This is a genomic window from Yersinia sp. 2541 StPb PI, assembly GCF_052217145.1.
GTDB lineage: Bacteria > Pseudomonadota > Gammaproteobacteria > Enterobacterales > Enterobacteriaceae > Yersinia > Yersinia enterocolitica_E.
Window position 1 is genome coordinate 1,282,094 of the sequence record NZ_JAZGQB010000001.1, and the last position, 23,278, is coordinate 1,305,371.

The window sequence follows — 23,278 nt, forward strand, 5'->3', positions numbered from 1 at the left end:
AATTATCAGTAACTAATAGGGATCTATTCAGTGAAGGAATTACAGATTATCCAACCTGAATTCGTTAAGAATTTCAGTTGTATTGGGTCAGACTGCCGTGACCACTGTTGTCATGGTTGGGATATTAACCTCGATAAAAATACCTACCGAAAATATAAAAATAGCCAAAACCAAAGTATTAGAAATATAGCAGTTAAGAATATTACAGTTACACGAACAAACCCATCCAATTGGGCTAAAATACGCCTTAAAAGCGATGGCAACTGCCCTTATCTTGACGAGTCTCGTCTGTGTGAAGTACATAAACGCTTGGGGAGCGAGGCGCTGAGTAATACTTGCTCGACATATCCACGCGAAAACCATCAGTACAAGACAGAACAATTTAATACTCTGACACTTTCCTGCCCAGAGGTTACCCGGTTGGTATTGTTTAATCCGCATGCATTTACTCTGCATGAGGAGACCGTCTACCAAAAACAGTATTTCAATAATAGAAAAATGAATACTGAAGGGCAATTTATTCACTATTATTGCAACCAAATAGTGGCCATGCCGAATGATAATTTTGAAGAGAATATTTATGCGGTTCATGTGTTTATCCACTGTTGTAAAAGTATCGATAGTACGGTTGATGATAAACCACAGATGATATTTGAGTTATATAAGACTATTCGATCCAAGTTGCAGGCTGGCGATATACGAGAAGAGGTTGCAAAGATCACTTTTAATGCTAACGCACGTTGGCATTTCCTAATGATATATCAAAGGAATACGGTTAGCGCTATGGGTACTAGGGGACATAAAACGCTATTTAATTATATGGCTTTTCTCATTCATCATTTGATGAATGAAGTAGATGTTAACCAGCTAGAAGAACGTATGGCTATGTTAAGCGCTACCTGGAATGACAGAGTTATGCCGTTGCTTAACCAACACCCCCATATTCTACGTAATTTTTTTCAGTATAATTTCTACCATAATCAGTTTGCACTTAGTAAAACTGATGATATTGATAAGGACTTTCATTCCTACGTTATCGATTTTTTTATTATAAAATCAGTTATCAGTGCATTTGTAATACACAATGGCACGTTGAGTGAAGATGATATCATTAATATCGTCTATTCATACAGTATCTTTAAGCTGCACAAGAGTAATGCTCAAAGTATCCTGTTATCTAACATAGATAAAGTCAATGAAAGTGATGATTTTTCTTTACTGAATATGTTGAATTGATATTGGGGCCAACTGAACTGGCCCCAGCGGATTAAGCACTCTTTATCGATGGTGTTTTATATTTAGCCAAATATTGTGGCTGGAAAATGCACATACGAATTACAGTACGGTATTCACCATTGATAAAGAACTCTTGCTTTAATTCACCCTCTATTTCAAAGCCTAATTTTGTATAGATATGGATGGCTTTTTGATTTTCTTTATCAACAATCAGATAAAGTTTGTACAAATTCAGTACCGAAAAACCATATTCCATCGCCAGTCTTGCGGCAGCCCCTGCATGGCCTTGACCCTGATGAGCCGGGTCGATAATTATCTGAAACTCAGCACGGCGGTGAATATGGTTAATTTCAACTAACTCCACCAGACCGACTTTTGTCCCCTGGCTTTCAATAATAAAGCGGCGCTCACTCTGGTCATGAATATGTTTATCATACAGATCAGACAGTTCAACAAAGGCCTCGTAAGGCTCTTCAAACCAATAGCGCATCACGCTGGCATTGTTATCTAACTGGTGAACAAACGGCAAGTCATCCCGTTCCAGTGGGCGTAACCTGACGCTGTTAGTGGTAGACATACATATTCCTCATTGGCGACAGCGGTTGCTGCCCTAAAAATTATACTATTAGCACAAGAGGTAAGCACAGGGGAATTAAAAAAGGCGCTAACCATTAATGGCCGCGCCTTTAATCAATATTTATTAACTTGTTTTATTCAGCCGCGTAGCCTTGGGCAGGTAGGCGTTCACCATCCAGCCAGGCGGCATTATCACGCATAGCAAGACGGCCATCGGTAAACCAACTGACTACCAGCGGATAAATGCTGTGTTCCTGAGTTTGTACTCTTTCGACCACATCCTCTTCGCTATCCTCACTGAAAACCGGTACTTTGGCTTGCAGAATAACCGGGCCGCCGTCCAGCTCTTCAGTAACGAAATGCACTGAGGTGCCATGCTCCGGATCACCGTTTTCCAGTGCCTGACGATGAGTATGCAGACCGGGGTATTTCGGCAACAGTGACGGATGGATATTTAACATCCGGCCAGCATAGTGCTGAACAAACTCCGCACTGAGAATGCGCATATAACCGGCTAACACCAGTAAATCAGGTTGATAGTGATCAATGGCTTGCGCCAATGCCAAATCAAAACTGGCGCGATCCGCATAGGACTTAGCATCCACTGCATGGTGGGGAATACCCGCCAATTCAGCACGTTCCAACCCATAAGCATCAGGGTTATTACTGAACACGGCACTGATGGTGCCTGAAATACGCCCTTGTTGTTGGGCGTCGATCAACGCTTGTAGATTACTGCCCTGGCCGGAGACCAAAACCACTATCTTTTTCATATACCCTTCGTACTTGAAGCTGCGGGGTGTTGGCTGCGCGCATTACTCGGCCCATCCGTGGGCCTCGCCTCGTTGAGGCCGCTGCAAGCAGCGTTGAAATCTGCTCCCGGCAGATTTGTCACCTGAATCACGGACTTGAGTCAGCTCATCGGGATTTTGAAGCTGCAGGCTGAGTCAGCAATGTTATGGATTGATGATGACTTGATCTGCACCGTCAGTCGCCGCCGCAATCACACCGATTTTCCAGGCTTTCTCACCGGATGCGGTCAGTAACTCAACGGCAATATCAGCCAGTTCTGCCGGGAGCGCAACAACCATGCCGACACCACAGTTAAAGGTACGATACATTTCGTGGCGACTGACATTGCCGGCTTGCTGCAACCAACTAAATACCGCAGGCCACTGCCAGCTAGCTTCGTCGATAACCGCTTGAGTCCCTGCGGGTAATACCCGTGGGATGTTTTCCCAGAAGCCGCCGCCAGTCAGATGAGCAATAGCATGAATATCAAGCTGCTCAATCAGGCTGAGAATGGATTTAACGTAGATTTTGGTCGGTTCCAGCAAATGGTCAGCCAGCGATTTACCATCCAACTGAGTTTGCTCAGGATTGGTGTTGCTGACTTCCAGAATTTTGCGTACCAGTGAATAACCATTGGAATGCGGGCCGCTGGCACCTAAGGCAACCAACGCATCACCCGGTGTCACTTTGCTGCCATCAATGATTTCAGACTTTTCAACTACACCAACGCAGAAACCGGCAACGTCATAATCTTCACCGTGGTACATCCCCGGCATTTCTGCGGTTTCGCCGCCAACCAGTGCACAACCTGATTGTTTACACCCTTCGGCGATACCGGTAATCACACTGGCGGCAGTATCCACATCCAGTTTACCGGTGGCAAAGTAGTCAAGGAAGAACAGCGGTTCAGCACCCTGAACCACCAGGTCATTGACACACATGGCCACTAAATCGATACCAATGGTATCGTGGCGTTTCAGGTCCATCGCCAGGCGCAGCTTAGTGCCTACGCCGTCGGTGCCTGAGACTAAAATAGGTTCACGGTATTTTTGTGGCAAAGCACACAGGGCACCGAACCCGCCCAATCCACCCATCACTTCTGGGCGACGAGTTTGTTTAACCACACCTTTTATGCGATCAACAAGGTCATTACCGGCATCGATATCTACGCCTGCGTCTTTATAGCTGAGAGAGGTTTTGTTGGTCACAGCGAGGTCCCCACGGCGGTTGGCTGTTTGAGCTTATATCCTTCATACTTGAAGCCGCAAGAGGGCTCGCTGCACGAACTTATCCAAATCACTGACTTAGTCAGCTCATCGCAGTTCGCTTGCTGGCAGCCTACCTGCAACGCCAATTACTTTGGCTATAGGAAGAAAACGCGACAATTCTAACAGCGCAGGCAAACGTTTGCGAGTAGCTTGTGATATCACGCTGATTTTTAGCTTTCTTGACTTAAGATTGATTTTCTATTGATCTGAATCAGGCTATTCATTGTGGCGTTCAAAAAAAAAGGCGGTATAATCTCGCGATTTTTTTGGCCGTCAACCGCCTAACCAGGAGAAAAATAATGAAGATCGTTGAGGTGAAACACCCGCTAGTAAAACATAAACTTGGTTTGATGCGTGAGAATGATATCAGCACGAAGCGTTTTCGCGAGTTAGCGTCTGAAGTAGGGAGTTTGCTGACTTACGTGGCAACCGCCGATCTGGAAACTGAGAAAGTCACCATTGAGGGTTGGAACGGGCCGGTAGAGATTGAACAGATTAAAGGTAAGAAAATTACGGTGGTGCCGATCCTACGTGCTGGTTTAGGCATGATGGAGGGGGTGTTGGAAAATATACCGAGTGCCCGCATTAGCGTGGTGGGTGTCTATCGTGATGAAGAGACACTAAAACCGGTACCGTATTTCCAGAAACTGGTTGCCGATATCAACGAACGTATGGCGTTGGTTGTTGACCCTATGCTGGCAACCGGTGGTTCGATGATTGCGACTATCGATTTGCTGAAGAAAGCCGGCTGCCAGAGCATTAAAGTGTTGGTATTGGTTGCCGCACCGGAGGGTATCAAAGCGCTAGAAGAAGCGCATCCAGACGTAGAGCTGTATACCGCCGCCATTGATCAGTGCCTGAACGAACACGGTTATATCATTCCAGGTTTGGGTGATGCCGGGGATAAGATTTTCGGAACCAAATAACTGATGATAGCCGACTCGATAGTCGGCTTTTTTTTGAATAACTTTTAGCATAATCATTTTTAAACACACCATTAAGAGGATAGAGAAATGAGCCGTCGCACCATCGGTGTCAGCGAGCGTCCACCGCTGCTCCAGACGATCCCCCTGAGTTTTCAACATTTGTTCGCCATGTTTGGTGCCACCGTTTTAGTTCCTATTCTATTTAAAATTAACCCGGCCACGGTGCTGCTGTTCAACGGTATCGGAACCTTGCTCTATCTGTTTATTTGTAAGGGAAAAATCCCGGCTTACCTCGGCTCAAGTTTTGCGTTTATCTCACCGGTACTGCTGCTATTGCCCTTGGGATACGAAGTTGCCTTGGGTGGTTTTATCATGTGCGGCGTGCTGTTTTGTCTGGTGGCGCTGATTGTGAAAAAAGCCGGAACGGGTTGGCTGAATGTGCTGTTCCCGCCCGCGGCGATGGGGGCGATTGTTGCCGTTATCGGCCTTGAGTTAGCTGGCGTTGCTGCGGGTATGGCCGGATTATTGCCCGCCCAAGGTGTGACAGTAGATTCAACCACTATTATCATTTCAATGGTGACGTTAGGGGTAACCATTCTGGGATCGGTGCTGTTCCGTGGCTTCTTCGCCATTATCCCTATCTTGATCGGTGTGTTGGTCGGTTATGCTTTGTCATTCGTGATGGGGGTGGTTGATTTAACCCCGATTAGTCAGGCCCATTGGTTTGCCTTACCGACGTTTTATACCCCACGTTTTGAATGGTTCGCTATTTTAACCATCTTGCCTGCGGCGCTGGTGGTTATTGCCGAGCATATTGGGCACTTAGTGGTCACGGCGAATATTGTGAAAAAGGATTTGATTCGTGACCCTGGTCTGCATCGCTCGATGTTTGCCAACGGTATTTCGACGGTGATTTCCGGCTTCTTTGGCTCAACCCCCAATACCACGTATGGTGAGAATATCGGTGTTATGGCGATCACCCGTGTTTACAGTACTTGGGTGATAGGTGGCGCTGCGATTCTGGCGATCATGCTGTCTTGTATCGGTAAATTGGCTGCTGCCATTCAAGCGGTGCCGGTACCGGTGATGGGCGGTGTTTCACTACTGCTGTACGGTGTTATTGCCGCATCAGGTATCCGCGTGCTGATCGAGTCAAAAGTTGACTATAACAAAGCACAAAACCTGATCTTAACCTCCGTTATCCTGATCATCGGGGTGAGTGGCGCGAAAGTGAACATCGGCGCAACTGAACTGAAAGGCATGGCTTTGGCAACGGTTGTGGGGATTGGCTTGAGCTTGCTGTTTAAAGTGATCAGTCTGATTCGCCCTGAAGAAGAGATTATTGACGCCCAGGAAGACGAGTCCACACGTTAATATCGGTGCAATAAAAAGTGATATCTGGCCGGGCAGTTATTGTGGGTTCGGCCAGTTTTTCGCTTCAGATCAGGTTTTTATGCTGTTGTTAATTTTTGTGGTAAGCTTGCCACGTTTTCCCGCCCGTTTTGTTGGTTGAGGTGCTTCTGAATACGCCGGCACAGCTTTCACTGCCACTCTATCTTCCCGATGATGAAACTTTTGCCAGTTTTTATCCGGGGGAGAACCCGTCCCTGTTAGCGGCGATCCAGTCCACTGTTCATCAGTCCCACGGCAGTTATATCTATTTTTGGTCGCGCGAAGGCGGTGGCCGGAGCCATCTATTACATGCAGCTTGTGCGGAGTTATCGCAAAAAGGCGAGGCGGTAGGCTATGTCCCGCTCGATAAACGTGCCTATTTTGTACCCGAAGTATTAGATGGTATGGAGCAGTTGGCGCTGGTGTGTATTGATAACATTGAGTGTATCGCGGGCGATGAGCAGTGGGAAATGGCGATCTTTAATCTCTATAACCGCATTGTTGAAACCGGCCGTACCCGTTTATTGATAACCGGTGATCGCCCACCACGGCAATTAAATCTCGGTTTGCCTGATTTAGCTTCACGCCTGGATTGGGGGCAGATCTATAAATTGCAGCCGTTGTCGGATGATGAAAAATTGCAGGCTTTACAGTTACGTGCCAAATTGCGTGGTTTTGAATTACCCGAAGACGTTGGCCGTTTCTTGCTAAAACGGTTGGATCGGGAAATGCGCACACTGTTTATGACCCTGGATCAACTTGATCGGGCCTCTATCACCGCCCAGCGTAAGCTCACCATTCCTTTTGTAAAAGAAACTCTTAGCCTTTAATCCCCTTCCTTTGGCAAGTGGTAGGGGGCGCTGCGTTGGTGACTCGGTCCTTCCATCGGCCTCGCTTCGATACGCAGCGTTCAATCATGGGTTGCAATCAAGTTACGGTAAAATCTCAAGCACCTGCTCAGGCGGGCGGCCGATACGTGCCTGGCCGTTATAAACCACAATTGGGCGCTCGATAAGTTTTGGATTATCGCTCATCGCTTGCAGTAACTGATCCTGAGTCAGTGTCTCATCTGCCAAATTCAGTGTTCGGTAGAGATCTTCTTTGGTGCGCATAAGCTGCCGCGCGTCATGAAAGCCGAGTTGTTGCAGTAACGCTTTTAACCCCGCCACAGACGGTGGATTGTCTAAATATAATATGACCTGTGGCTGAATCCCCTGCTGTTCAACCAGCGCGAGGGTTTCCCGGCTTTTAGAGCAGCGTGGATTATGATAAAACGTGACATCTTTCATGATAAATTTCCTTAAGACTTCTGGTATTTCTGGAAGCGCTTATCTAGCTGGCGTAACTGGTCAATGCGCGCATCATAACGCGCCTGTTCCAGACTCCCCAATTTCACCCGAGCACTGGCATCGCTGAGCAGGCCGATGGCCTGTGGCAATTTGCCGCTCAAAGCCAGGCTCTCTGCCCGAGCAGCCAGTTCCTGATCACGTAAACCCAGTGCAGCTGCTGCCTGGGCTAACAGATCCCAGCCATTAGGGTCGTTTGGATTAGCAAAGGTGTAGCGATTTAGTATCTTGACTGCTGCCGCCGGTTGGCCACCTTGGACATAAGCGTTGGCCAGGTTCAATTGCAACACCGGCTCATCATTTTGTTTAGCGGTTGCCGCTTGCAGGCGGGCAATGGCGGTGGCGGCTTTGTTTTGCCCCAGATCGATATCAGTCATCAAATCAAGGAACCAAATATTGCCCGGTTGTTGCGCTAACAGGGGCTGTAACAGATTGCGGGCTTCATCGTACTTTTTGGCCTGATACCATAAAATGGCCTGACCGTATTTGGCCGCCAATTGCTCGCGCACCGTGCCTTTACTCAATGTTTCCAGCAGGTCTGGCGTGAGGCTGTTCTCAGTTGAGCCATACATGCCCAGAATACGAACTTTGGCGAATAAGTAATCTTGTGATGACGCGATAGGGTGCGGTTTCATCTGATTAGCACGGTTACGCGCATCAGATAAACGGCTATCTGGTAAGGGGTGAGTCAGCAGCATTTCCGGTGGTTTTGATGTATATCGTGACTGATCGGCTAATTTTTGCAGGAAGTTAGGCATGGCCTGCGGATCAAACCCCGAACGCTGTAATACCTGAATACCTATACGGTCAGCTTCCTGTTCGTTGCCTTGAGTAAAGCTGATGACGCCTTGTTGAGCGCCTGCTAACGTGCCGCTCAAACCCGCCATGCCTGCTTGTGGGCTGGCCATGGTTAACAGAATAGAACCTAGTACCCCGACCCACGTCAGCGGCGCCATTCTTTGCTGTTCTTCCATCGCGCGCGCCAGATGGCGTTGAGTCACATGAGATATTTCATGTGCTAATACAGATGCTAGTTCACTTTCGTTTTCGGTATAGCGGAACAGGGCAGAGTGGAGCACCACATTGCCACCGAAGAAAGCAAAAGCGTTAATTTGATCGTTATTCACTAAATAGAAATGAAACGGCGTACGTACTGAGTAGGCATTGGCGACCAGCCGATTACCCAGCGTATTGATATATTGAGTCAATAGCGGGTCATAAATCAGCGGTGTGCTGGCGCGCATTTGGCGGACATAAAAATCCCCCATTGCCTTTTCCTGATCGATACTCAAAGTGGCACCCGCAGAGGTACCAATATCGGGCAGCAGGTCTTGTGTCTCAGCGCTGGCAGGTATTGTGCCAGTGAGCAGCAAGCTACTGAGTAGTGTGGCGATCATTGTCTTACTTAACCGACCTGTTTTAGTTAACCGATAAGTCATAAACGAGGCTGCCCTTGCTAATGTAATGACAATTAGACTCCGAGATGTGTAAGAGTTCTTCTTCCTTACTCTACTCTCCAGTACAATTGGGTATAGATCACATAAATAGCATCAAATACGTCAAAGGTTAAGCTCAACATCCGTGCTGAGGCCCGCAACTATCTTAGCCAGCATGTGGAGATAAGGGAACGTCTGACGAAAACAATTTACCTTCGTTATGTCCCTGCATGTCGGGGCGGTTAAAGGGATCGACTAATTTGTCGATCTCTCATGGCACTTAAGGAGCAATTACGGATGCTAGAGCTGTTGTTACAGTGGTATCGTCGGCGTTTTACCGACCCGCAGGTTATCGCTTTATTGGTTATTCTGTTGGCTGGATTCTGCATTCTCTACTTCTTCAGTGGCATTTTGGCTCCTCTGCTGGCGGCGATCGTGTTGGCGTATTTGTTAGAATGGCCAACCGCCCGATTACAACGTATTGGTTGTTCGCGCCCATGGGCGGCTAGTATCGTACTGGTGATTTTCGGTGGTATCACACTACTGGCGGTATTTGTTGTGGCGCCAACGGTGTGGCAACAGGGCAATAATCTGATATCAGATATGCCGAAAATGCTTAATAAATTCAATGCGTTTGCTCAGACATTACCTTCGCGTTATCCCGCGCTGGTGGATGCCGGTATTGTCGATATGATGGCAGAAAATCTGCGAAGCAAGCTGTCGGGGATGGGGGAGTCCGTGGTTAAAATCTCTCTCGCTTCATTGATAGGTTTACTGACATTGGCAATTTATTTGATTCTGGTGCCACTGATGCTGTTTTTCCTGCTCAAAGATAAAGAGCAGATGCTGAATGCAGTACGGCGTATTTTACCGCGTAATCGCGGCCTGGCTGGGCAAGTCTGGCTGGAAATGAACCAGCAGATAACCAATTATATTCGTGGCAAAGTATTGGAGATGGTGATTGTTGGCATCGCCACGTATTTAGTGTTCTTTGTTATGGGTATGAATTACGCACTGTTATTGGCGGTGTTAGTCGGCTTCTCGGTACTGATCCCTTATATTGGCGCAGTGATTGTCACTATTCCAGTAGTGTTGGTGGCGTTATTCCAGTGGGGGGTTGGGGCCGATTTCTGGACACTTTTTATCGCCTATCTGGTAGTACAAGGGCTGGATGGTAACTTGCTGGTGCCGGTACTGTTCTCTGAGGCCGTAAACCTACATCCTTTGGTGATTATTCTGTCAGTGATCATTTTTGGCGGCATGTGGGGCTTTTGGGGGGTATTCTTTGCCATCCCGTTAGCTACGCTGGTGAAAGCGGTTATTCATGCCTGGCCGGAGGAGTTTATCCCCGACGCAGATTAACTTATACTCGTCATACTTCAAGCTGCATCTGCGTTGGCTGCCTTCGTTCACCCCAGTCACTTACTTATGTAAGCTCTTGGGGCTTCATTTAGTTGCCGCCTTCCTGCAACTCGAATTATTTAGAGTATATGAAGATATGACGAATAAAAAAGAGCGTTTGAGCGCTCTTTTTTTGCTCTTCTGACTAACTAATCACTCAGGCACTTTGGCGCAAGTAATCCACTACGATATCGTGGTGGTTGGTGGTTTTGAAATTATCAAACACATGCTCCACCTTACCGTCGGCATCAATTAAGAAACTGATACGGTGGATACCATCGTAGGTTTTACCCATAAAGCTTTTTTCGCCCCAGACACCAAACTGCTCTGCGACCTGATGATCTTCATCAGACAGCAATGTGAAGTTCAGTAGCTCTTTTTCAGCGAAACGTGACAGCTTTTCAGGTTTATCGGTACTAATACCGAGCACTTCGACACCCGCTTTCTTCAATTCATCCATGTTGTCGCGCAGACCGCAGGCCTGAACAGTACAGCCTGGTGTCATGGCTTTAGGGTAGAAGTAGACCAAGACACGTTGTCCCTGGAAGTCGGCCAAACTAATCTGCTCGCCATCTTGGTCGGGCAAACTAAACTTCGGCGCTATATCACCGGCTTTCAATGGGCTCATTACTAACTCTCCATTCGTGAGTCATGCTGTGGATAGTTCACAACGCTAATACTGCCTTGCGCGTTGAGTTCTGTACATAGCTGATAAAAAGCGTGTTCAATTATCGAACTGTTTTGGCTGGCGGGACTGTGCGCACTAATCTGGATATGCAACCGAGGGGGGTTGCCGCCTTCAGCCGGCTGAGTTTTGGAAACCAACTCGGCGATATTCATATTGTGACAATGAAACAAGTTGGTAAACCGTTCAATAATATGGGGGGAGTCATTGACTTCAACTTTTACCCATACTGTGGCAGGCATTGCTTTTTGGTCCTGAGCGTTGGTTCGCTTCATCACAATTAGCAAATCAAGCTCTGCCCCTTTTTGCGGTAAGGTGGACTCCAGTAGGGTAATCGCATTCCAACTGCCTGAAAGCAGCATAATAAATGTGAACTCCTCACCGAACATGGCTAGCCGGCTATCTTCAATATTACAACCGCAGCTACTGACATGGCGGGTGATGGTATTCACGATTCCTGGGCGGTCAGCACCCAGTGCGGTAATGACCAGATAATGTTCATCAAGCTGCGGCAAAATCGCTCTTCCTGTCATGCTCTTTGGGGTTACCATGGTAAACATAAAAAAAACCTGCTGCCAAGCGCTTACAACACAGTTGTTTGCTTGCTTTTGGATAGAGGTCAAAAGTACCATGAGGAACTTGTTTAAGGAGGGGGTGGGCAATGTTTACGGGAAGTCCAATGTTTACAGGAAGCATAGTTGCACTGGTAACGCCGATGGACGACAAAGGTGCGGTCGATCGTGCAAGCCTGAAGAAACTGATTGATTACCATGTAACCAGTGGTACTGCGGCGATTGTCTCCGTGGGCACAACTGGTGAGTCTGCAACACTGAACCATGACGAACATGTCGATGTGGTCATGCAGACGCTCGAACTGGCCGACGGCCGAATCCCAGTCATTGCCGGAACCGGCGCTAATGCCACCTCCGAAGCAATTTCTCTCACCCAACGGTTTAATAATACCGGTGTGGTGGGATGTTTGACTGTCACGCCATATTATAATCGGCCAATGCAGGAAGGGTTATATCAACACTTCAAAGCGATTGCTGAAAGTACCGATTTGCCACAAATTCTCTATAATGTGCCTTCGCGTACCGGTTGCGATATGTTACCGCCGACCATTGCTCGCTTAGCCAAAATTAAAAATATTGTTGCTGTTAAAGAAGCAACAGGGAACTTAAGTCGGGTTAGTCAGATCCAAGTGCTGGTTGATGATGAAGATTTCATCCTGCTCAGTGGTGACGATGCGAGCGGACTGGACTTTATGCAACTGGGCGGTAAAGGGGTTATTTCGGTGACAGCTAACATTGCTGCGCGCGAAATGGCTGAACTTTGTGCCTTGGCTGCACAGGGTAACTTTGCAGAAGCACGCCGTTTGAATCAGCGCTTGATGCCGTTGCATCAGCATTTATTTGTAGAAGCAAACCCAATTCCGGTGAAATGGGCCGCGAAGAAGCTGGGATTAATGGCGAATGACACTCTTCGTCTGCCAATGACCCCACTGACTGACCCGGCTAAACGGATTGTGGAAGATGCGCTGAAAAGCGCTGGTTTGCTGTAACTCTTAGGGAAATTTGATGGCAATAACATTGCAAAAGTCGACGGTGGTAACGGTAGTGGGTGTTTCGCTGGCAATGCTGCTGGCAGGTTGCTCCACTGACCAACGCTACAAACGCCAGGTTGGCGGTGACGAGTCTTATCTTGAAGCTCCGGGGCTAAAGCCGCTTAACTCACCAGCAGGGATGATTCTGCCGATACAAAATGGTGAGTTTGATATCCGTTCCGTCAACTCTCAAGGTGCTGTGGGCAAACAGTTGGACATCCGTCCTCCGGTACAACCACTGGCATTGCTTAGCGGTTCTCGCGCTGAAAATGCTAACGATACCAGCAAGCTATTGTTAGAGAATAGCCCGCAAAACCGTAATCTTTGGGCGCAAGTTACCCGCGTTCTACAGGATAAAAACTGGGCGATAGCCAGCCGTCAGGATGCCAGCCAAACGTTGACAACTGACTGGGTCAAATGGAACCGTGCAGATGAAGACGTGCAGTTTGAAGGCCGTTATCAGATAAGCGTGCAGGAGCAAGGTTATCAGTTGGTGTTAGTGGTGAAATCTCTTGCTTTACAGCAAGGTGGGCAACCGGTCACCAGCTATACCGAAATCCAGCGCTACAACGGTGCAATGCTGAATGCCATTATCGAAGGTCTGGATAAGGTGCGTTCTGATAGCGAAAGCAGTCAGGCTTCCCGTAAAGTCGGCACGCTAGATGTTCAAAGCGGCAGCGATGATACTGGTTTACCGCAACTGATTGTACGTGCCCCTTATGCTGTATTGTGGGAACGTCTGCCAGCCGCCCTTGAGAAGATTGGCATGAAGGTTACTGATCGTAGCCGCCCACAAGGTTCGATTAACGTTACCAATAAATCCATGAGTAGCGGCAGTTGGGATGCGTTGGGTGCCAAAGACCCTGAATTGCCAGAAGGCGATTATAAGTTACAGGTCGGTGATCTCGATAACCGCAGTAGCTTACAGTTCATCGGTCCGAAAGGGCATACTCTGACTCAGTCTCAGAACGATGCTCTGGTCGCGGTGTTCCAGGCAGCATTTAGCCAAACTGGTGCTACAAGTACCAAATAAAATCAAAGGGGCTTCGGCCCCTTTCCTTATTTATACCTAAAGTAACTGGAGTTACAGGACGGCGGCAAGTGAACAAATTCCGATGAACTTACATCGGTAAGTGATTCGGGTGAGCGAACGCGCTAACCCCTGCGGCTTCAAGCACGAAAGGTCTGTTTATCGCATATCACTGGAGTAATAAGATGCAAAAGCTAGCTGAGTTGTATCGTGGGAAGGCGAAGACCGTCTATACCACCGAAAATCCTGACCTATTGGTATTGGAGTTCCGTAACGATACGTCAGCACTGGATGGTCAGCGCATTGAACAATTCGATCGTAAAGGAATGGTAAATAACAAATTTAACTATTTCATTATGACTAAATTGGAAGAAGCCGGTATTCCAACGCAAATGGAACGCTTGCTGTCAGATACCGAAGTGTTGGTCAAAAAACTGGAAATGATCCCAGTTGAGTGTGTTATCCGTAACCGTGCCGCAGGCTCGTTGGTAAAACGCTTAGGAATAGAAGAAGGTTTGCAACTAAACCCACCACTGTTCGACCTGTTTTTGAAAAACGATGCCATGCATGACCCAATGGTCAATGAGTCTTATTGCAAGACCTTTGGTTGGGCGACAGAAGCACAATTGGCCCGCATGAAAGAGCTGAGCTATCTGGCGAATGATGTGTTGAGTAAACTGTTTGATGATGCCGGTTTAATCCTGGTGGACTTCAAGTTGGAGTTCGGTTTGTTCGGTGATGAAGTGGTGTTGGGTGATGAGTTCTCACCTGATGGCAGCCGTTTATGGGATAAGGAAACCCTGAACAAGATGGACAAAGACCGTTACCGTCAAAGCCTGGGTGGTTTGATTGAAGCCTACGAAGAAGTTGCACACCGTATCGGCGTAAAATTAGACTAACCGCGCAATCGATTCCGTTTTGTCTGGCGCAGGGGAGATAGTCGCTATCTCCCCCATGCTTTTCTTTCTTAACGCTACAGCATTGTTAGCTATGTTCACCACTCAGCCCCTCTTTGGGCCAGCCGCAGCAAGCAGCGTTTAGTTCTGCTCCAGACAGATTTGTCTCTCACTTGCCGTCTGGTTGTGCCGCTAAGTACTTTGAGCATGTATTTGAATGCCCAACTCCCCTAATAACACCAATCATTTAAGCTTTTAATGGTATTAGCTCGACAGATTTCCTACGATAATATGTAAGGAAAATATCTGGGAGTATTGCTATGCGTTGGCAAGGTCGTCGTGAAAGTGACAATGTAGAAGATAGGCGCGGGGACGCATCCGGGGGCGGTGGTGGGTTCCGGCCTCCGATTGGCGGCAAGGGCGGTATTGTTATTCTGATTGTGGTGTTGGTTGCGGGCTACTACGGGGTTGACTTGACCCCGCTGTTAAATGGCAGTGATCCGATGTCACAAACTCAAACACAGCCACGTTCTCCAAGTTCAGTCAGCACTAAAGATGACCAATATGCCAAATTCACCTCGGTCGTTCTGGCGGATACAGAAGACGCCTGGAAACCTATTTTCCAAAAAATGGGGCGCACCTATCAGGAGCCTAAACTGGTGATGTATCGTGGTGCAACGCGCACCGGTTGCGGTACCGGTCAGTCCGTTATGGGGCCGTTTTATTGCCCAGCAGATAGCACGGTTTATATCGACTTATCTTTCTATGAAGATATGAAGAATAAACTGGGGGCGGGGGGCGACTTTGCTCAGGCCTATGTGATTGCTCATGAAGTTGGCCACCATGTGCAGCATTTGATGGGTATTGATACTAAAGTGCGTCAGCAGCAGCAGGGGGCATCTCAGGCTGAAGCTAATCGTCTCTCGGTCAAAATGGAATTGCAGGCGGACTGCTTTGCCGGTGTGTGGGGCAAAGCGATGGAAGACCAACAGGTGTTGGAAGTGGGTGATTTACAAGCGGCACTAAATGCGGCACAGGCGATTGGGGATGATCGCTTACAGCAGCAAAGGCAAGGGCGTGTCGTCCCCGATAGCTTCACTCATGGCACATCACAACAGCGCTATACCTGGTTTAAACGTGGTTTCGATAGCGGTGATCCTAATAGCTGCAACACGTTCTCCACCCGTTAAACTGATCAGCTAAAATCATTGGCGTTACAGCGAACAGCGCTGTAGCGTCAGGTACGAAAAGTATAAATAGATTATCATAAGACCACTTTCCTCTTACCGGCACGCTAGCTGCCGGCATTTATTGCAAGGCAGGGATAACCATGGCCGCTCTTGATCCAACTTTATTGATTCTATTGGCGTTGGCTGCGCTTGGCATCATTAGCCATAATATGACCGTCACATTAGCTATTCTGACACTACTCGCCATTCGTATTACTCCGTTAAATCAGTTTTTCCCATGGATAGAAAAGTATGGCTTAACCATCGGTATTTTGATTCTGACCATTGGCGTGATGACGCCGATTGCTAGTGGTAAAATTAGCGCCAGCGAGGTGCTGCACTCCTTTGTGCAGTGGAAATCGATATTAGCCATTGTGGTCGGGGTTGCGGTCTCTTGGTTAGGCGGGCGTGGCGTGTCGTTGATGACTCACCAACCGTCCGTGGTGGCAGGGCTATTGGTCGGAACGGTACTGGGGGTTGCGTTATTCAGAGGCGTTCCGGTTGGGCCGTTGATCGCCGCGGGCTTGCTTTCACTGGTGATCGGTAAATCGTAACGTGATCCATCAAATTGTGCTCAGCCAACCACTAATGGCACGGCAGGGGATACGGCGTTTACTGGTCCTCAGCGGTTGCGCGGATTGGTCGCGCCAGCAGGCATTAAATCTGCGTCAGCAATTGCCGGGTGATTGGTTATGGATAGCAGAACAGGCCCCTGACACTGGCAATGCAATTCACCCGACAGCGGCAAAAACCTTACTCGGGCAGGAAGGGTTACATGGCGTATTTGATGCCACCGATGGTTTGAATACCGAAGCACTGGCGGTGCTGGCCGGCGCATTGCAAGCTGGGAGCTGGCTGGTGCTATTAGTGCCGCAGTGGGATAGGTGGCCGTGCTTACCAGACGCTGATAGTTTGCGCTGGAGTGAACAACTAACCCCCATCACTACACCGAATTTTATTCACCATCTGCAACGTCAACTTCAGGCTGATCCTGATGTTATTTTGTGGCAACAGAACCAGCCGCTAGCTATGCCTATGGTGTACTCTCGCCCAGACTGGCAGCAGCCCGACGGTTCTCCTACCAAGGAACAGCAAACTATCCTTCAACGCCTAATGCAGGCAGAACGCGGCACTTGGGTGCTGACGGCAGCCCGTGGGCGCGGTAAATCGACGCTGGCCGGTATGTTGGTAGCGCAGTGGCCCGGTCGCTGCTGGGTTACCGGGCCGGGTAAAGCGGCCACACAAGTGCTGAATCAGTGCGCGGGAGAACGAGCGCACTTCTGGGCGCCGGATGCACTATTAGACTACTGTCGGTTAAACGATGTCAGCGGCATTGACTGGTTATTGATTGATGAGGCTGCGGCTATCCCTGCCACACTCCTATCGGCGTTATTGGTGTACTTCCCACGGGCATTATTAACCACCACCGTACAGGGTTACGAAGGCACCGGGCGTGGTTTCTTGTTGAAGTTCTGTACAACACTACACGATTGGCACCCTTTGGCGCTAACAGACCCTATTCGTTGGGCCAGCGGTGATCCGCTAGAGCGTGTCGTGGATGAAGTTATGCTATTTGACGATGAGCTACCGTGCCGCGAATCTCTCTCAGCGTCAGTCGATATTATGCCCTGTAAGCAGCGCGATTGGCTGCACTACCCCGAATTGCTGCGACGTTTTTATGGTTTGCTTGCCAGTGCGCATTATCGCACCACCCCCCTTGATTTGCGGCGTTTGATGGATGCGCCGGGGATGCATTTTTCTGCGGCCAAGGTGGCTGATTCAGTCATTGGTGCACTGTGGCTGGTGGATGAGGGGGGGCTTAGCAGTGCATTAGCCCATGCCGTTTGGGCAGGGAAACGGCGGCCAAAGGGGAGTTTGGTGGCTCAGTCACTGGCGGCACATAGTGGGCAATGGCATGCACCCACCTTACGGTCGCGGCGAATCAGTCGAGTCGCCGTCGCACCGTCATGGCGGCGGCAGGGGATAGCCCGGCAGATGATTGCCGCCGAGCTTGCGTGTAGGCTGCGCGAGAGGCTTGATTATATTTCAGTCAGTTTTGGTTATACCCCCGAATTAGAATGCTTCTGGCGTGCCTGTGGCTTTCATCTGGTGCGTATTGGTAGCCATAAGGAAGCCAGCAGCGGCTGTTACGCGGCAATGGCGGTATCACCCTTGAGTCCGGCGGGGCAATCGCTCTGTGAGGCAGCACGGCAGCAATTAGAGCGTGATTGGTATTGGTTGCAACAATGGGTAGACATCCCAACGCCCTTATCGTTATCCCCGCCTCAACAACCTGACATTTCCTTAAATGACGACGACTGGCGTGAACTGGCTGGTTTTGCCTTTGCTTTTCGGCCGTTAGAAGCGAGCTTACCCGCTCTACAGCGTTTATTATTACGCAGCCAATTACCCCTTCCTGCATTACGGTATTATTTACAGCAAGGTATTTCGCCCGCGCAGATTGTTAATAATCTAGCCCTCACAGGGCGAAAAGCATTAGTGGCGCGTTGGCGGCAAGAGGCAGTCGAGGGGATGGCAGAGGGTTGATGACAGTTATCTTTTATTGTCTTAAAACTCAATTTCTCATGATGTGTCGAAGAGGCTCTTAAGGTAAGGTATTCGCCATATTCAGGATGAGTATAGCGAGGATACCAGGCTAGATGCACACGCACAGATTGGTCACTGAAGGATTAGTAAAAATTGAAGATGGCATGGGGTACATTGATATTGAATTTGTTTTTGCGGGAGATGAAAAACGTTCCATCACCGTGAGGCTAATGTTCTGTCCCCCCCCTCTTTAGATCCTGTGGCGGCAGTCACTATGCACAGTATGATTGGTAAAAAAATCAGAGGATTACTCGTTTTTGTTGCCAGTTTTTACAATAGGCAGCAGGAAGAGCTAAACCCGACACAGATATTTGCAAAGCCTGAAGGCTCAATTGACCTATTGCTACATGAGTTACATTATCTCTATAGCGCGTTAGTTGACTTCATGCTCAGGGTGGCTGACATTGAAAGCACACAACGTCTGTATTTCTCTGCTGAGAACGAAGCCTTAATACGATATATCCAAGGTATGTTAAGCGGTTTGCCAGAGAGCGTAATCTCACCTACCTAAATGATGGGGCTTGTTATGCGATACGAACGCGGCACTACCCACACGAAGGGTAAAATTGATTTTAAAGCGATTCATGATGGCAAAGTCGAAATGTTCAAACGATTTATGGCTGCTAAAGAAGTTGCTGAGCGCAAAGGTGAAGTGATAGTAAAACCTCTTTGATCTCATCTGCTTATAATGATAATGAATACAGGCTAATTGGCCTGTTTTGTTGATAATAAATTACTCGAGCAATCGACTATCCACCGAGTCAGATCCCGCATCCGCCGTTACCTTCAATAATTCCCACCAACTCCATCAATAAAACCCAATATCTCTCCGAAACCTGCAGCGTATAGTAACGTTATTGTCATTTAATGATTAAAGGCCGCTTGATGAATCAGACTTCTATCGTAGTGCAGCAACCGGCAACGCCAGAACAATTAATATTATTGTTTCATGGTGTTGGTGATAGCGCCGCTGGAATGGCACCGGTCGGTAGCCATTTTGCACAAGCCTTTCCTCAGGCGCTGGTCGTCAGTGTTGATGGTATATTCGCCAGCAACATGGGGAGTGGGCGTCAGTGGTTCTCAGTGCAAGGTGTTACTGAGGATAATCGTCAGGAGCGAGTTAATGCGGTGATGTCGCAATTCATTGATATTATACGTTATTGGCAACAGAAGAGTGGCCTTGGGGCACAGCAGACCACCCTGGTCGGTTTTTCGCAGGGCACGATTATGTCATTGGAGGGGGTGAAAGCTCAGCCGCAGTTAGCCGGGCAAGTTATTGCGTTTAGTGGCCGTTTTGCGACGTTACCACAGCAACCCATCGCTGACGTGGTGATCCATTTTATTCATGGTGAGCAGGATGGGGTGATTCGTGTGGAACATGCCAAGGCTGCAACCAGTAGCTTAATGGCTTTGGGCTGCCGCGTAACACTGAGTCTGGATGCCAATACTGGGCATGGTATTAATCAACCGATGCTCAAACTGGCTATCGACCATGTGCGTGACGACATTGTTGCGAGGTAATTCACCCTGACGAAGGGGGCTGGCCCCTTCGTTTGATGTGACTCGAGCTTTACTTATTTTTTCTTGTTCTTATCCGGCCAGTCGTCATCGTCGTCCCATTGCGCATTGTTATCGCGATGAGGTGGTAATTCTGGTTTGTTTTTTAAAAAGCTTTTATGATCAAGACGGCGTAACTCTTTGATGCCGTTTAAGATAATACCCGCAAGCAGGATAAGTATGATCCACCAATAATCTGCTAACCAGTGCATGGTTAAGTTCCTTCCGTTGATATACCTGTCATCTTTCAAACTGCCGGTGTGGCTGCACTCAAGAACCTAAATCACCTGACTGCGTAAGCACGTCGGGATTAATCAACCTTATTCTCGCTTGCCGACTTCCTGCATCTTGGAATCTATAGGGTATGAATAAATCGCGAAAAAATCATGGGTAAATGGCTTGTCAGCCACTCACTGCCTGCCACATCCTGTGATTGCCAAGCTTCTAGTAGAATGTTGGGTGTCAGTAAATGTTCCGCCGCCGCAGCTAACGGGCGATAACTTAGGTGCCAAGGTTCTGCTGCAATACCGCCGTTATCCTCGCTAAATGGCCGGTAAAAACCAAATTCAGCCATATGAACATCCAGCCACTGGGTCAACGGATAAAAATAGCCACTCGCTTGGTATTCCCATGGCTCCAGCTGTAATTTAGTCTCTGCGGGCAACAGGGAGGGATCGTAAATATCCAGATCACTGCCCCAGTGATGGCGGCTGGCTCCCGGCAGGGCAGACCAGCGTAAAATAGCCTCACAACGAGCCTGAGCATCAAGTTGGCAAATCTCTATCGGCTGGCTGTCTTTATCTAATACTGGTCGCTCACCACGAAATTTACCATTCCAGATCGCTAATTGGCGGTCAAAATCGCGAAAAGTGCTGGCAGGTTGTAAATCAAACCCCGCTCGTTTAGCGGCTTGTTGCATAGCCTGAAAGGCCGCAACAGCTTGTGGTTGCAGGCGATGGTTGCCGCTTAACACCGTCAGATGATCGGTTGAACGGCCGGTAAGCATCTCTGGTGTTAATGTATTAGCTGTCATGCGATGAGCTGCTCCATAATTCGCTGATACATCCGGCTCAGTAGTTGCAAGTCAGCGGCGTGAACACATTCATTCACTTTATGGATAGTGGCATTAACCGGCCCTAACTCCACCACTTGAGCACCCATTAACGCGATAAAACGGCCATCAGAGGTGCCCCCGGTGGTTAACAGTTGCGGCGTGATTTCAGTGTAGTGCTCAACAGCATTAATTACTGCATCGACCAGCGCACCCCTTGCGGTAAGAAAGGGTTGACCAGACAACACCCACTCGAGGGTGTAATTTAGTTGATGGCGTTTCAACAGCGCCTCTACGCGCTGCTTAATCATGCTGTCAGTCAGTTCTGTACTGAAACGGAAGTTGAACTGCACATAGAACTCACCGGGAATCACATTATTGCTGCCGGTTCCGGCATGCAAATTGGCGATCTGCATACTGGTGGCGGGGAAGAACTCATTGCCTTCATCCCATTGTGTAGCAACCAGCTCATTCAGGGCTGGCATGGCACGGTGAACCGGATTATCCGCTAAATGAGGATAGGCCACGTGCCCTTGAATTCCATGGATACGCAAGTTGGCAGTAATAGAACCCCGGCGGCCATTTTTCACCACATCGCCGACTCGGTCAGTACTGGAGGGTTCGCCAACCAGACAGTAATCCAGCCGCTCGTTACGCGCCATCAACGCATTCACGACTTTGACCGTACCGTTAATGGCCTTGGCTTCTTCATCGGAGGTAATCATAAATGCCAGCCGGCCTTTATGTTCTGGATGAGCCGCGACAAAACGTTCGGCGGCGACCACCATTGCAGCCAGTGAACCTTTCATATCGGCGGCACCACGGCCATACAGCATGCCATCACGAATGGTCGGTTCAAACGGTGGGCTGCTCCAATGGCTTTCATCACCGGTGGGGACCACATCGGTATGACCGGCAAATGCCAAGGTTTCACCTTCGCCGCGCCAGGCCCAGAAATTAAGGGTATCGCCAAAATTCATAGGTTCTACCGTAAAACCGATAGCCTCTAAGCGCTTAATCATGATCGCCTGGCAGCCCGCATCAGAAGGGCTGAGCGACGGGCGTTTAATTAATTGTTGGGCCAGTTCGATTACCGGACAGATCATGTTATTGCACCTCGATAACGTGTTGTTTAATATTATGTTGTTGAATAAAAAGTTGATAACTTTCAGTTTTGAAGCCCAGCAGCATTTCGCCATTGGTGGCTTCCAGTAGCGGGCGTTTAATTATGGCTGGCTGTTCTAGCATCAGCGCTTTGGCGGCCAGAGCATCGGTTATTGCATCACGTTGGGCTTGTGGCAATTTACGCCAGGTGGTACCGCGCGTATTGAGCAATGGTTCCCAACCCAGTTGATCGATAAAACCTTGCAGGCGTTCGTCACTCAATCCGTCTGCACGATAATCGTGAAACTGATAGGCAATACCTTGCTCTTCCAGCCAGCGGCGGGCCTTTTTTATGGTATCGCAATTTTTAATGCCATAAAGGCGCAATGATGGAGTGGCTAGGCTATCTGACATGGAAAAATAATACCTCGGCTAGAATGGCAAATCAGGTCAGCCGTATAGACGACTGCCCGGCTCAAGGGGAGCAATTTGCCCATAATGCGGGAAAATGTGATTTGAATCCAGACGGCTATGCGTTGTTGAGCGCGGCGGTAATCAGAACTGAGCTGTTGGTTTAGCCAATACGGTCAAGGTTAGCGGCATATTGGCGAATCGCTTTTTGGTAGAGGCTGATGTCCTGATGGTTTGAGGTTTCAGCCAGCAATATCAATAACGCAGCGACTGCCTCTTTGGTTTCACCGAGGTTATACAGTGTCATGGCGCGGAATAAGGTAATCTCTTTCGCTTGTGGGAAATGGGCTAACGCGCGGTCAAATGTATCCAGTGACTCTTGATATAACCCCAGAGCGCGATAAGTGCTGCCCAGCCCCAAATAAGCCTCCTGCAACTCTTTACCTACCAGATTGTGCTCAATAGCGGCCCGATAGAATGGGATTGCCTGCAACTCCAACCCCTGCACATCATACAGTGAGGCAATCTTATACAGCAGACTGGCGTTATCTGGTGAACGACGCAGTAAGTCCAGCGCCATTGCCACCGCATCATCATAACGGCCCAGCTCTTTTAATGAGTCGATGGAGTGTTTCATGGTTGTGCTCTGTATTTTGCCAATAACGGGTTTTGTCAAAAACTGCGTTTACCCCTATATATCTGAGCACGCTACTCTCGAATGATAAAACAGGC

26 protein-coding genes are annotated in these 23,278 nt (G+C 48.5%); 14 read left to right on the forward strand and 12 right to left on the reverse strand.

The annotated features are described in order from the left end of the window. Positions 1-30: 30 nt before the first annotated feature. Complete coding sequence (gene fliB, locus V1953_RS05610) at positions 31-1,236, forward strand: flagellin lysine-N-methylase (protein WP_442850741.1); 1,206 nt, start codon at positions 31-33, stop codon at positions 1,234-1,236. 31 nt (positions 1,237-1,267) lie between these two features. Here fliB and speG read toward each other — a convergent pair whose 3' ends face one another. The 3 genes from speG to purM form a co-directional block, all read right to left on the reverse strand. Further along, a complete protein-coding gene (speG, locus tag V1953_RS05615; protein ID WP_083163283.1) occupies positions 1,268-1,813 on the reverse strand; it encodes a spermidine N1-acetyltransferase in 546 nt (181 codons plus the stop codon). A 133-nt stretch (positions 1,814-1,946) separates the two neighbouring features. Then, positions 1,947-2,585, reverse strand: coding sequence for a phosphoribosylglycinamide formyltransferase (gene purN / locus V1953_RS05620; RefSeq protein WP_442820615.1), 639 nt, complete (start codon positions 2,583-2,585; stop codon positions 1,947-1,949). Positions 2,586-2,768: 183 nt separating this feature from the next. Then, a complete protein-coding gene (purM, locus tag V1953_RS05625; RefSeq protein WP_083163287.1) occupies positions 2,769-3,812 on the reverse strand; it encodes a phosphoribosylformylglycinamidine cyclo-ligase in 1,044 nt (347 codons plus the stop codon). Between the two features lie 359 nt (positions 3,813-4,171). On the opposite strand from purM, the gene upp reads away from it, so the two are divergent. The 3 genes from upp to hda all read left to right on the forward strand — a co-directional run bounded on the left by upp (position 4,172) and on the right by hda (position 7,020). Continuing rightward, positions 4,172-4,798 carry a uracil phosphoribosyltransferase gene (upp, locus tag V1953_RS05630; protein ID WP_005183956.1) on the forward strand — a complete coding sequence of 209 codons (627 nt, stop codon included), beginning with the start codon at positions 4,172-4,174 and terminating at the stop codon, positions 4,796-4,798. An 87-nt stretch (positions 4,799-4,885) separates the two neighbouring features. Beyond that, a complete protein-coding gene (gene uraA / locus V1953_RS05635; RefSeq protein WP_372569450.1) occupies positions 4,886-6,172 on the forward strand; it encodes a uracil permease in 1,287 nt (428 codons plus the stop codon). 140 nt (positions 6,173-6,312) lie between these two features. Further along, positions 6,313-7,020, forward strand: a complete 708-nt coding sequence (hda, locus tag V1953_RS05640; protein WP_032906019.1) for a DnaA inactivator Hda — start codon at positions 6,313-6,315, stop codon at positions 7,018-7,020. A 102-nt stretch (positions 7,021-7,122) separates the two neighbouring features. On the opposite strand, the gene arsC is transcribed toward hda, so the two are convergent. Beyond that, complete coding sequence (arsC, locus tag V1953_RS05645; RefSeq protein WP_083163291.1) at positions 7,123-7,479, reverse strand: arsenate reductase (glutaredoxin); 357 nt, start codon at positions 7,477-7,479, stop codon at positions 7,123-7,125. A gap of 11 nt (positions 7,480-7,490) precedes the next feature. Beyond that, the gene (locus V1953_RS05650; protein ID WP_442851302.1) at positions 7,491-8,933 is read right to left on the reverse strand and encodes a beta-barrel assembly-enhancing protease; all 1,443 of its coding nucleotides are present in this window, start codon (positions 8,931-8,933) and stop codon (positions 7,491-7,493) included. Between the two features lie 336 nt (positions 8,934-9,269). Here V1953_RS05650 and V1953_RS05655 point away from each other — a divergent pair, with 336 nt between their 5' ends. Continuing rightward, positions 9,270-10,334, forward strand: coding sequence for an AI-2E family transporter (locus V1953_RS05655; RefSeq protein WP_050084783.1), 1,065 nt, complete (start codon positions 9,270-9,272; stop codon positions 10,332-10,334). A 196-nt stretch (positions 10,335-10,530) separates the two neighbouring features. On the opposite strand, the gene bcp is transcribed toward V1953_RS05655, so the two are convergent. Next, complete coding sequence (bcp, locus tag V1953_RS05660; RefSeq protein ID WP_083163299.1) at positions 10,531-11,001, reverse strand: thioredoxin-dependent thiol peroxidase; 471 nt, start codon at positions 10,999-11,001, stop codon at positions 10,531-10,533. Between the two features lie 2 nt (positions 11,002-11,003). After that, positions 11,004-11,573, reverse strand: a complete 570-nt coding sequence (locus V1953_RS05665) for a glycine cleavage system transcriptional repressor (protein WP_083164144.1) — start codon at positions 11,571-11,573, stop codon at positions 11,004-11,006. A gap of 164 nt (positions 11,574-11,737) precedes the next feature. On the opposite strand from V1953_RS05665, the gene dapA reads away from it, so the two are divergent. The 9 genes from dapA to ypfH all read left to right on the forward strand — a co-directional run bounded on the left by dapA (position 11,738) and on the right by ypfH (position 19,944). Continuing rightward, the gene (gene dapA, locus V1953_RS05670) at positions 11,738-12,619 is read left to right on the forward strand and encodes a 4-hydroxy-tetrahydrodipicolinate synthase (protein ID WP_083163301.1); all 882 of its coding nucleotides are present in this window, start codon (positions 11,738-11,740) and stop codon (positions 12,617-12,619) included. Between the two features lie 16 nt (positions 12,620-12,635). Beyond that, positions 12,636-13,694, forward strand: coding sequence for an outer membrane protein assembly factor BamC (bamC, locus tag V1953_RS05675; RefSeq protein ID WP_083163303.1), 1,059 nt, complete (start codon positions 12,636-12,638; stop codon positions 13,692-13,694). A 182-nt stretch (positions 13,695-13,876) separates the two neighbouring features. Further along, positions 13,877-14,590, forward strand: a complete 714-nt coding sequence (gene purC, locus V1953_RS05680; RefSeq protein ID WP_083163306.1) for a phosphoribosylaminoimidazolesuccinocarboxamide synthase — start codon at positions 13,877-13,879, stop codon at positions 14,588-14,590. A gap of 317 nt (positions 14,591-14,907) precedes the next feature. Beyond that, a complete protein-coding gene (ypfJ, locus tag V1953_RS05685; RefSeq protein ID WP_083163309.1) occupies positions 14,908-15,777 on the forward strand; it encodes a KPN_02809 family neutral zinc metallopeptidase in 870 nt (289 codons plus the stop codon). Positions 15,778-15,917: 140 nt separating this feature from the next. Then, positions 15,918-16,370 (forward strand): DUF441 domain-containing protein, encoded by a 453-nt coding sequence (locus tag V1953_RS05690; protein ID WP_004876835.1) that lies wholly within the window; start codon positions 15,918-15,920, stop codon positions 16,368-16,370. A 34-nt stretch (positions 16,371-16,404) separates the two neighbouring features. Then, the gene (locus tag V1953_RS05695) at positions 16,405-18,363 is read left to right on the forward strand and encodes a tRNA(Met) cytidine acetyltransferase TmcA (protein ID WP_442851303.1); all 1,959 of its coding nucleotides are present in this window, start codon (positions 16,405-16,407) and stop codon (positions 18,361-18,363) included. 274 nt (positions 18,364-18,637) lie between these two features. Next, positions 18,638-18,934 (forward strand): hypothetical protein, encoded by a 297-nt coding sequence (locus V1953_RS05700; protein WP_442820617.1) that lies wholly within the window; start codon positions 18,638-18,640, stop codon positions 18,932-18,934. 15 nt (positions 18,935-18,949) lie between these two features. Next, positions 18,950-19,096, forward strand: a complete 147-nt coding sequence (locus tag V1953_RS05705; RefSeq protein ID WP_005183905.1) for a hypothetical protein — start codon at positions 18,950-18,952, stop codon at positions 19,094-19,096. A gap of 212 nt (positions 19,097-19,308) precedes the next feature. After that, complete coding sequence (ypfH, locus tag V1953_RS05710) at positions 19,309-19,944, forward strand: esterase (protein ID WP_442850742.1); 636 nt, start codon at positions 19,309-19,311, stop codon at positions 19,942-19,944. Positions 19,945-19,997: 53 nt separating this feature from the next. On the opposite strand, the gene V1953_RS05715 is transcribed toward ypfH, so the two are convergent. The 5 genes from V1953_RS05715 to V1953_RS05735 all read right to left on the reverse strand — a co-directional run bounded on the left by V1953_RS05715 (position 19,998) and on the right by V1953_RS05735 (position 23,183). Beyond that, positions 19,998-20,192, reverse strand: a complete 195-nt coding sequence (locus V1953_RS05715) for a YpfN family protein (protein WP_083163315.1) — start codon at positions 20,190-20,192, stop codon at positions 19,998-20,000. 143 nt (positions 20,193-20,335) lie between these two features. After that, positions 20,336-21,013, reverse strand: a complete 678-nt coding sequence (locus V1953_RS05720; protein WP_083163318.1) for a M15 family metallopeptidase — start codon at positions 21,011-21,013, stop codon at positions 20,336-20,338. Beyond that, complete coding sequence (gene dapE / locus V1953_RS05725; protein ID WP_083163321.1) at positions 21,010-22,137, reverse strand: succinyl-diaminopimelate desuccinylase; 1,128 nt, start codon at positions 22,135-22,137, stop codon at positions 21,010-21,012. The genes V1953_RS05720 and dapE overlap by 4 nt, the downstream gene beginning before the upstream one ends. A gap of 1 nt (position 22,138) precedes the next feature. Further along, entirely contained in the window at positions 22,139-22,549 is a 411-nt protein-coding gene (locus V1953_RS05730; protein WP_083163324.1) for an ArsC family reductase, read from the reverse strand. A 160-nt stretch (positions 22,550-22,709) separates the two neighbouring features. Then, positions 22,710-23,183, reverse strand: coding sequence for a tetratricopeptide repeat protein (locus tag V1953_RS05735; protein WP_083163331.1), 474 nt, complete (start codon positions 23,181-23,183; stop codon positions 22,710-22,712). Positions 23,184-23,278 lie beyond the last annotated feature (95 nt).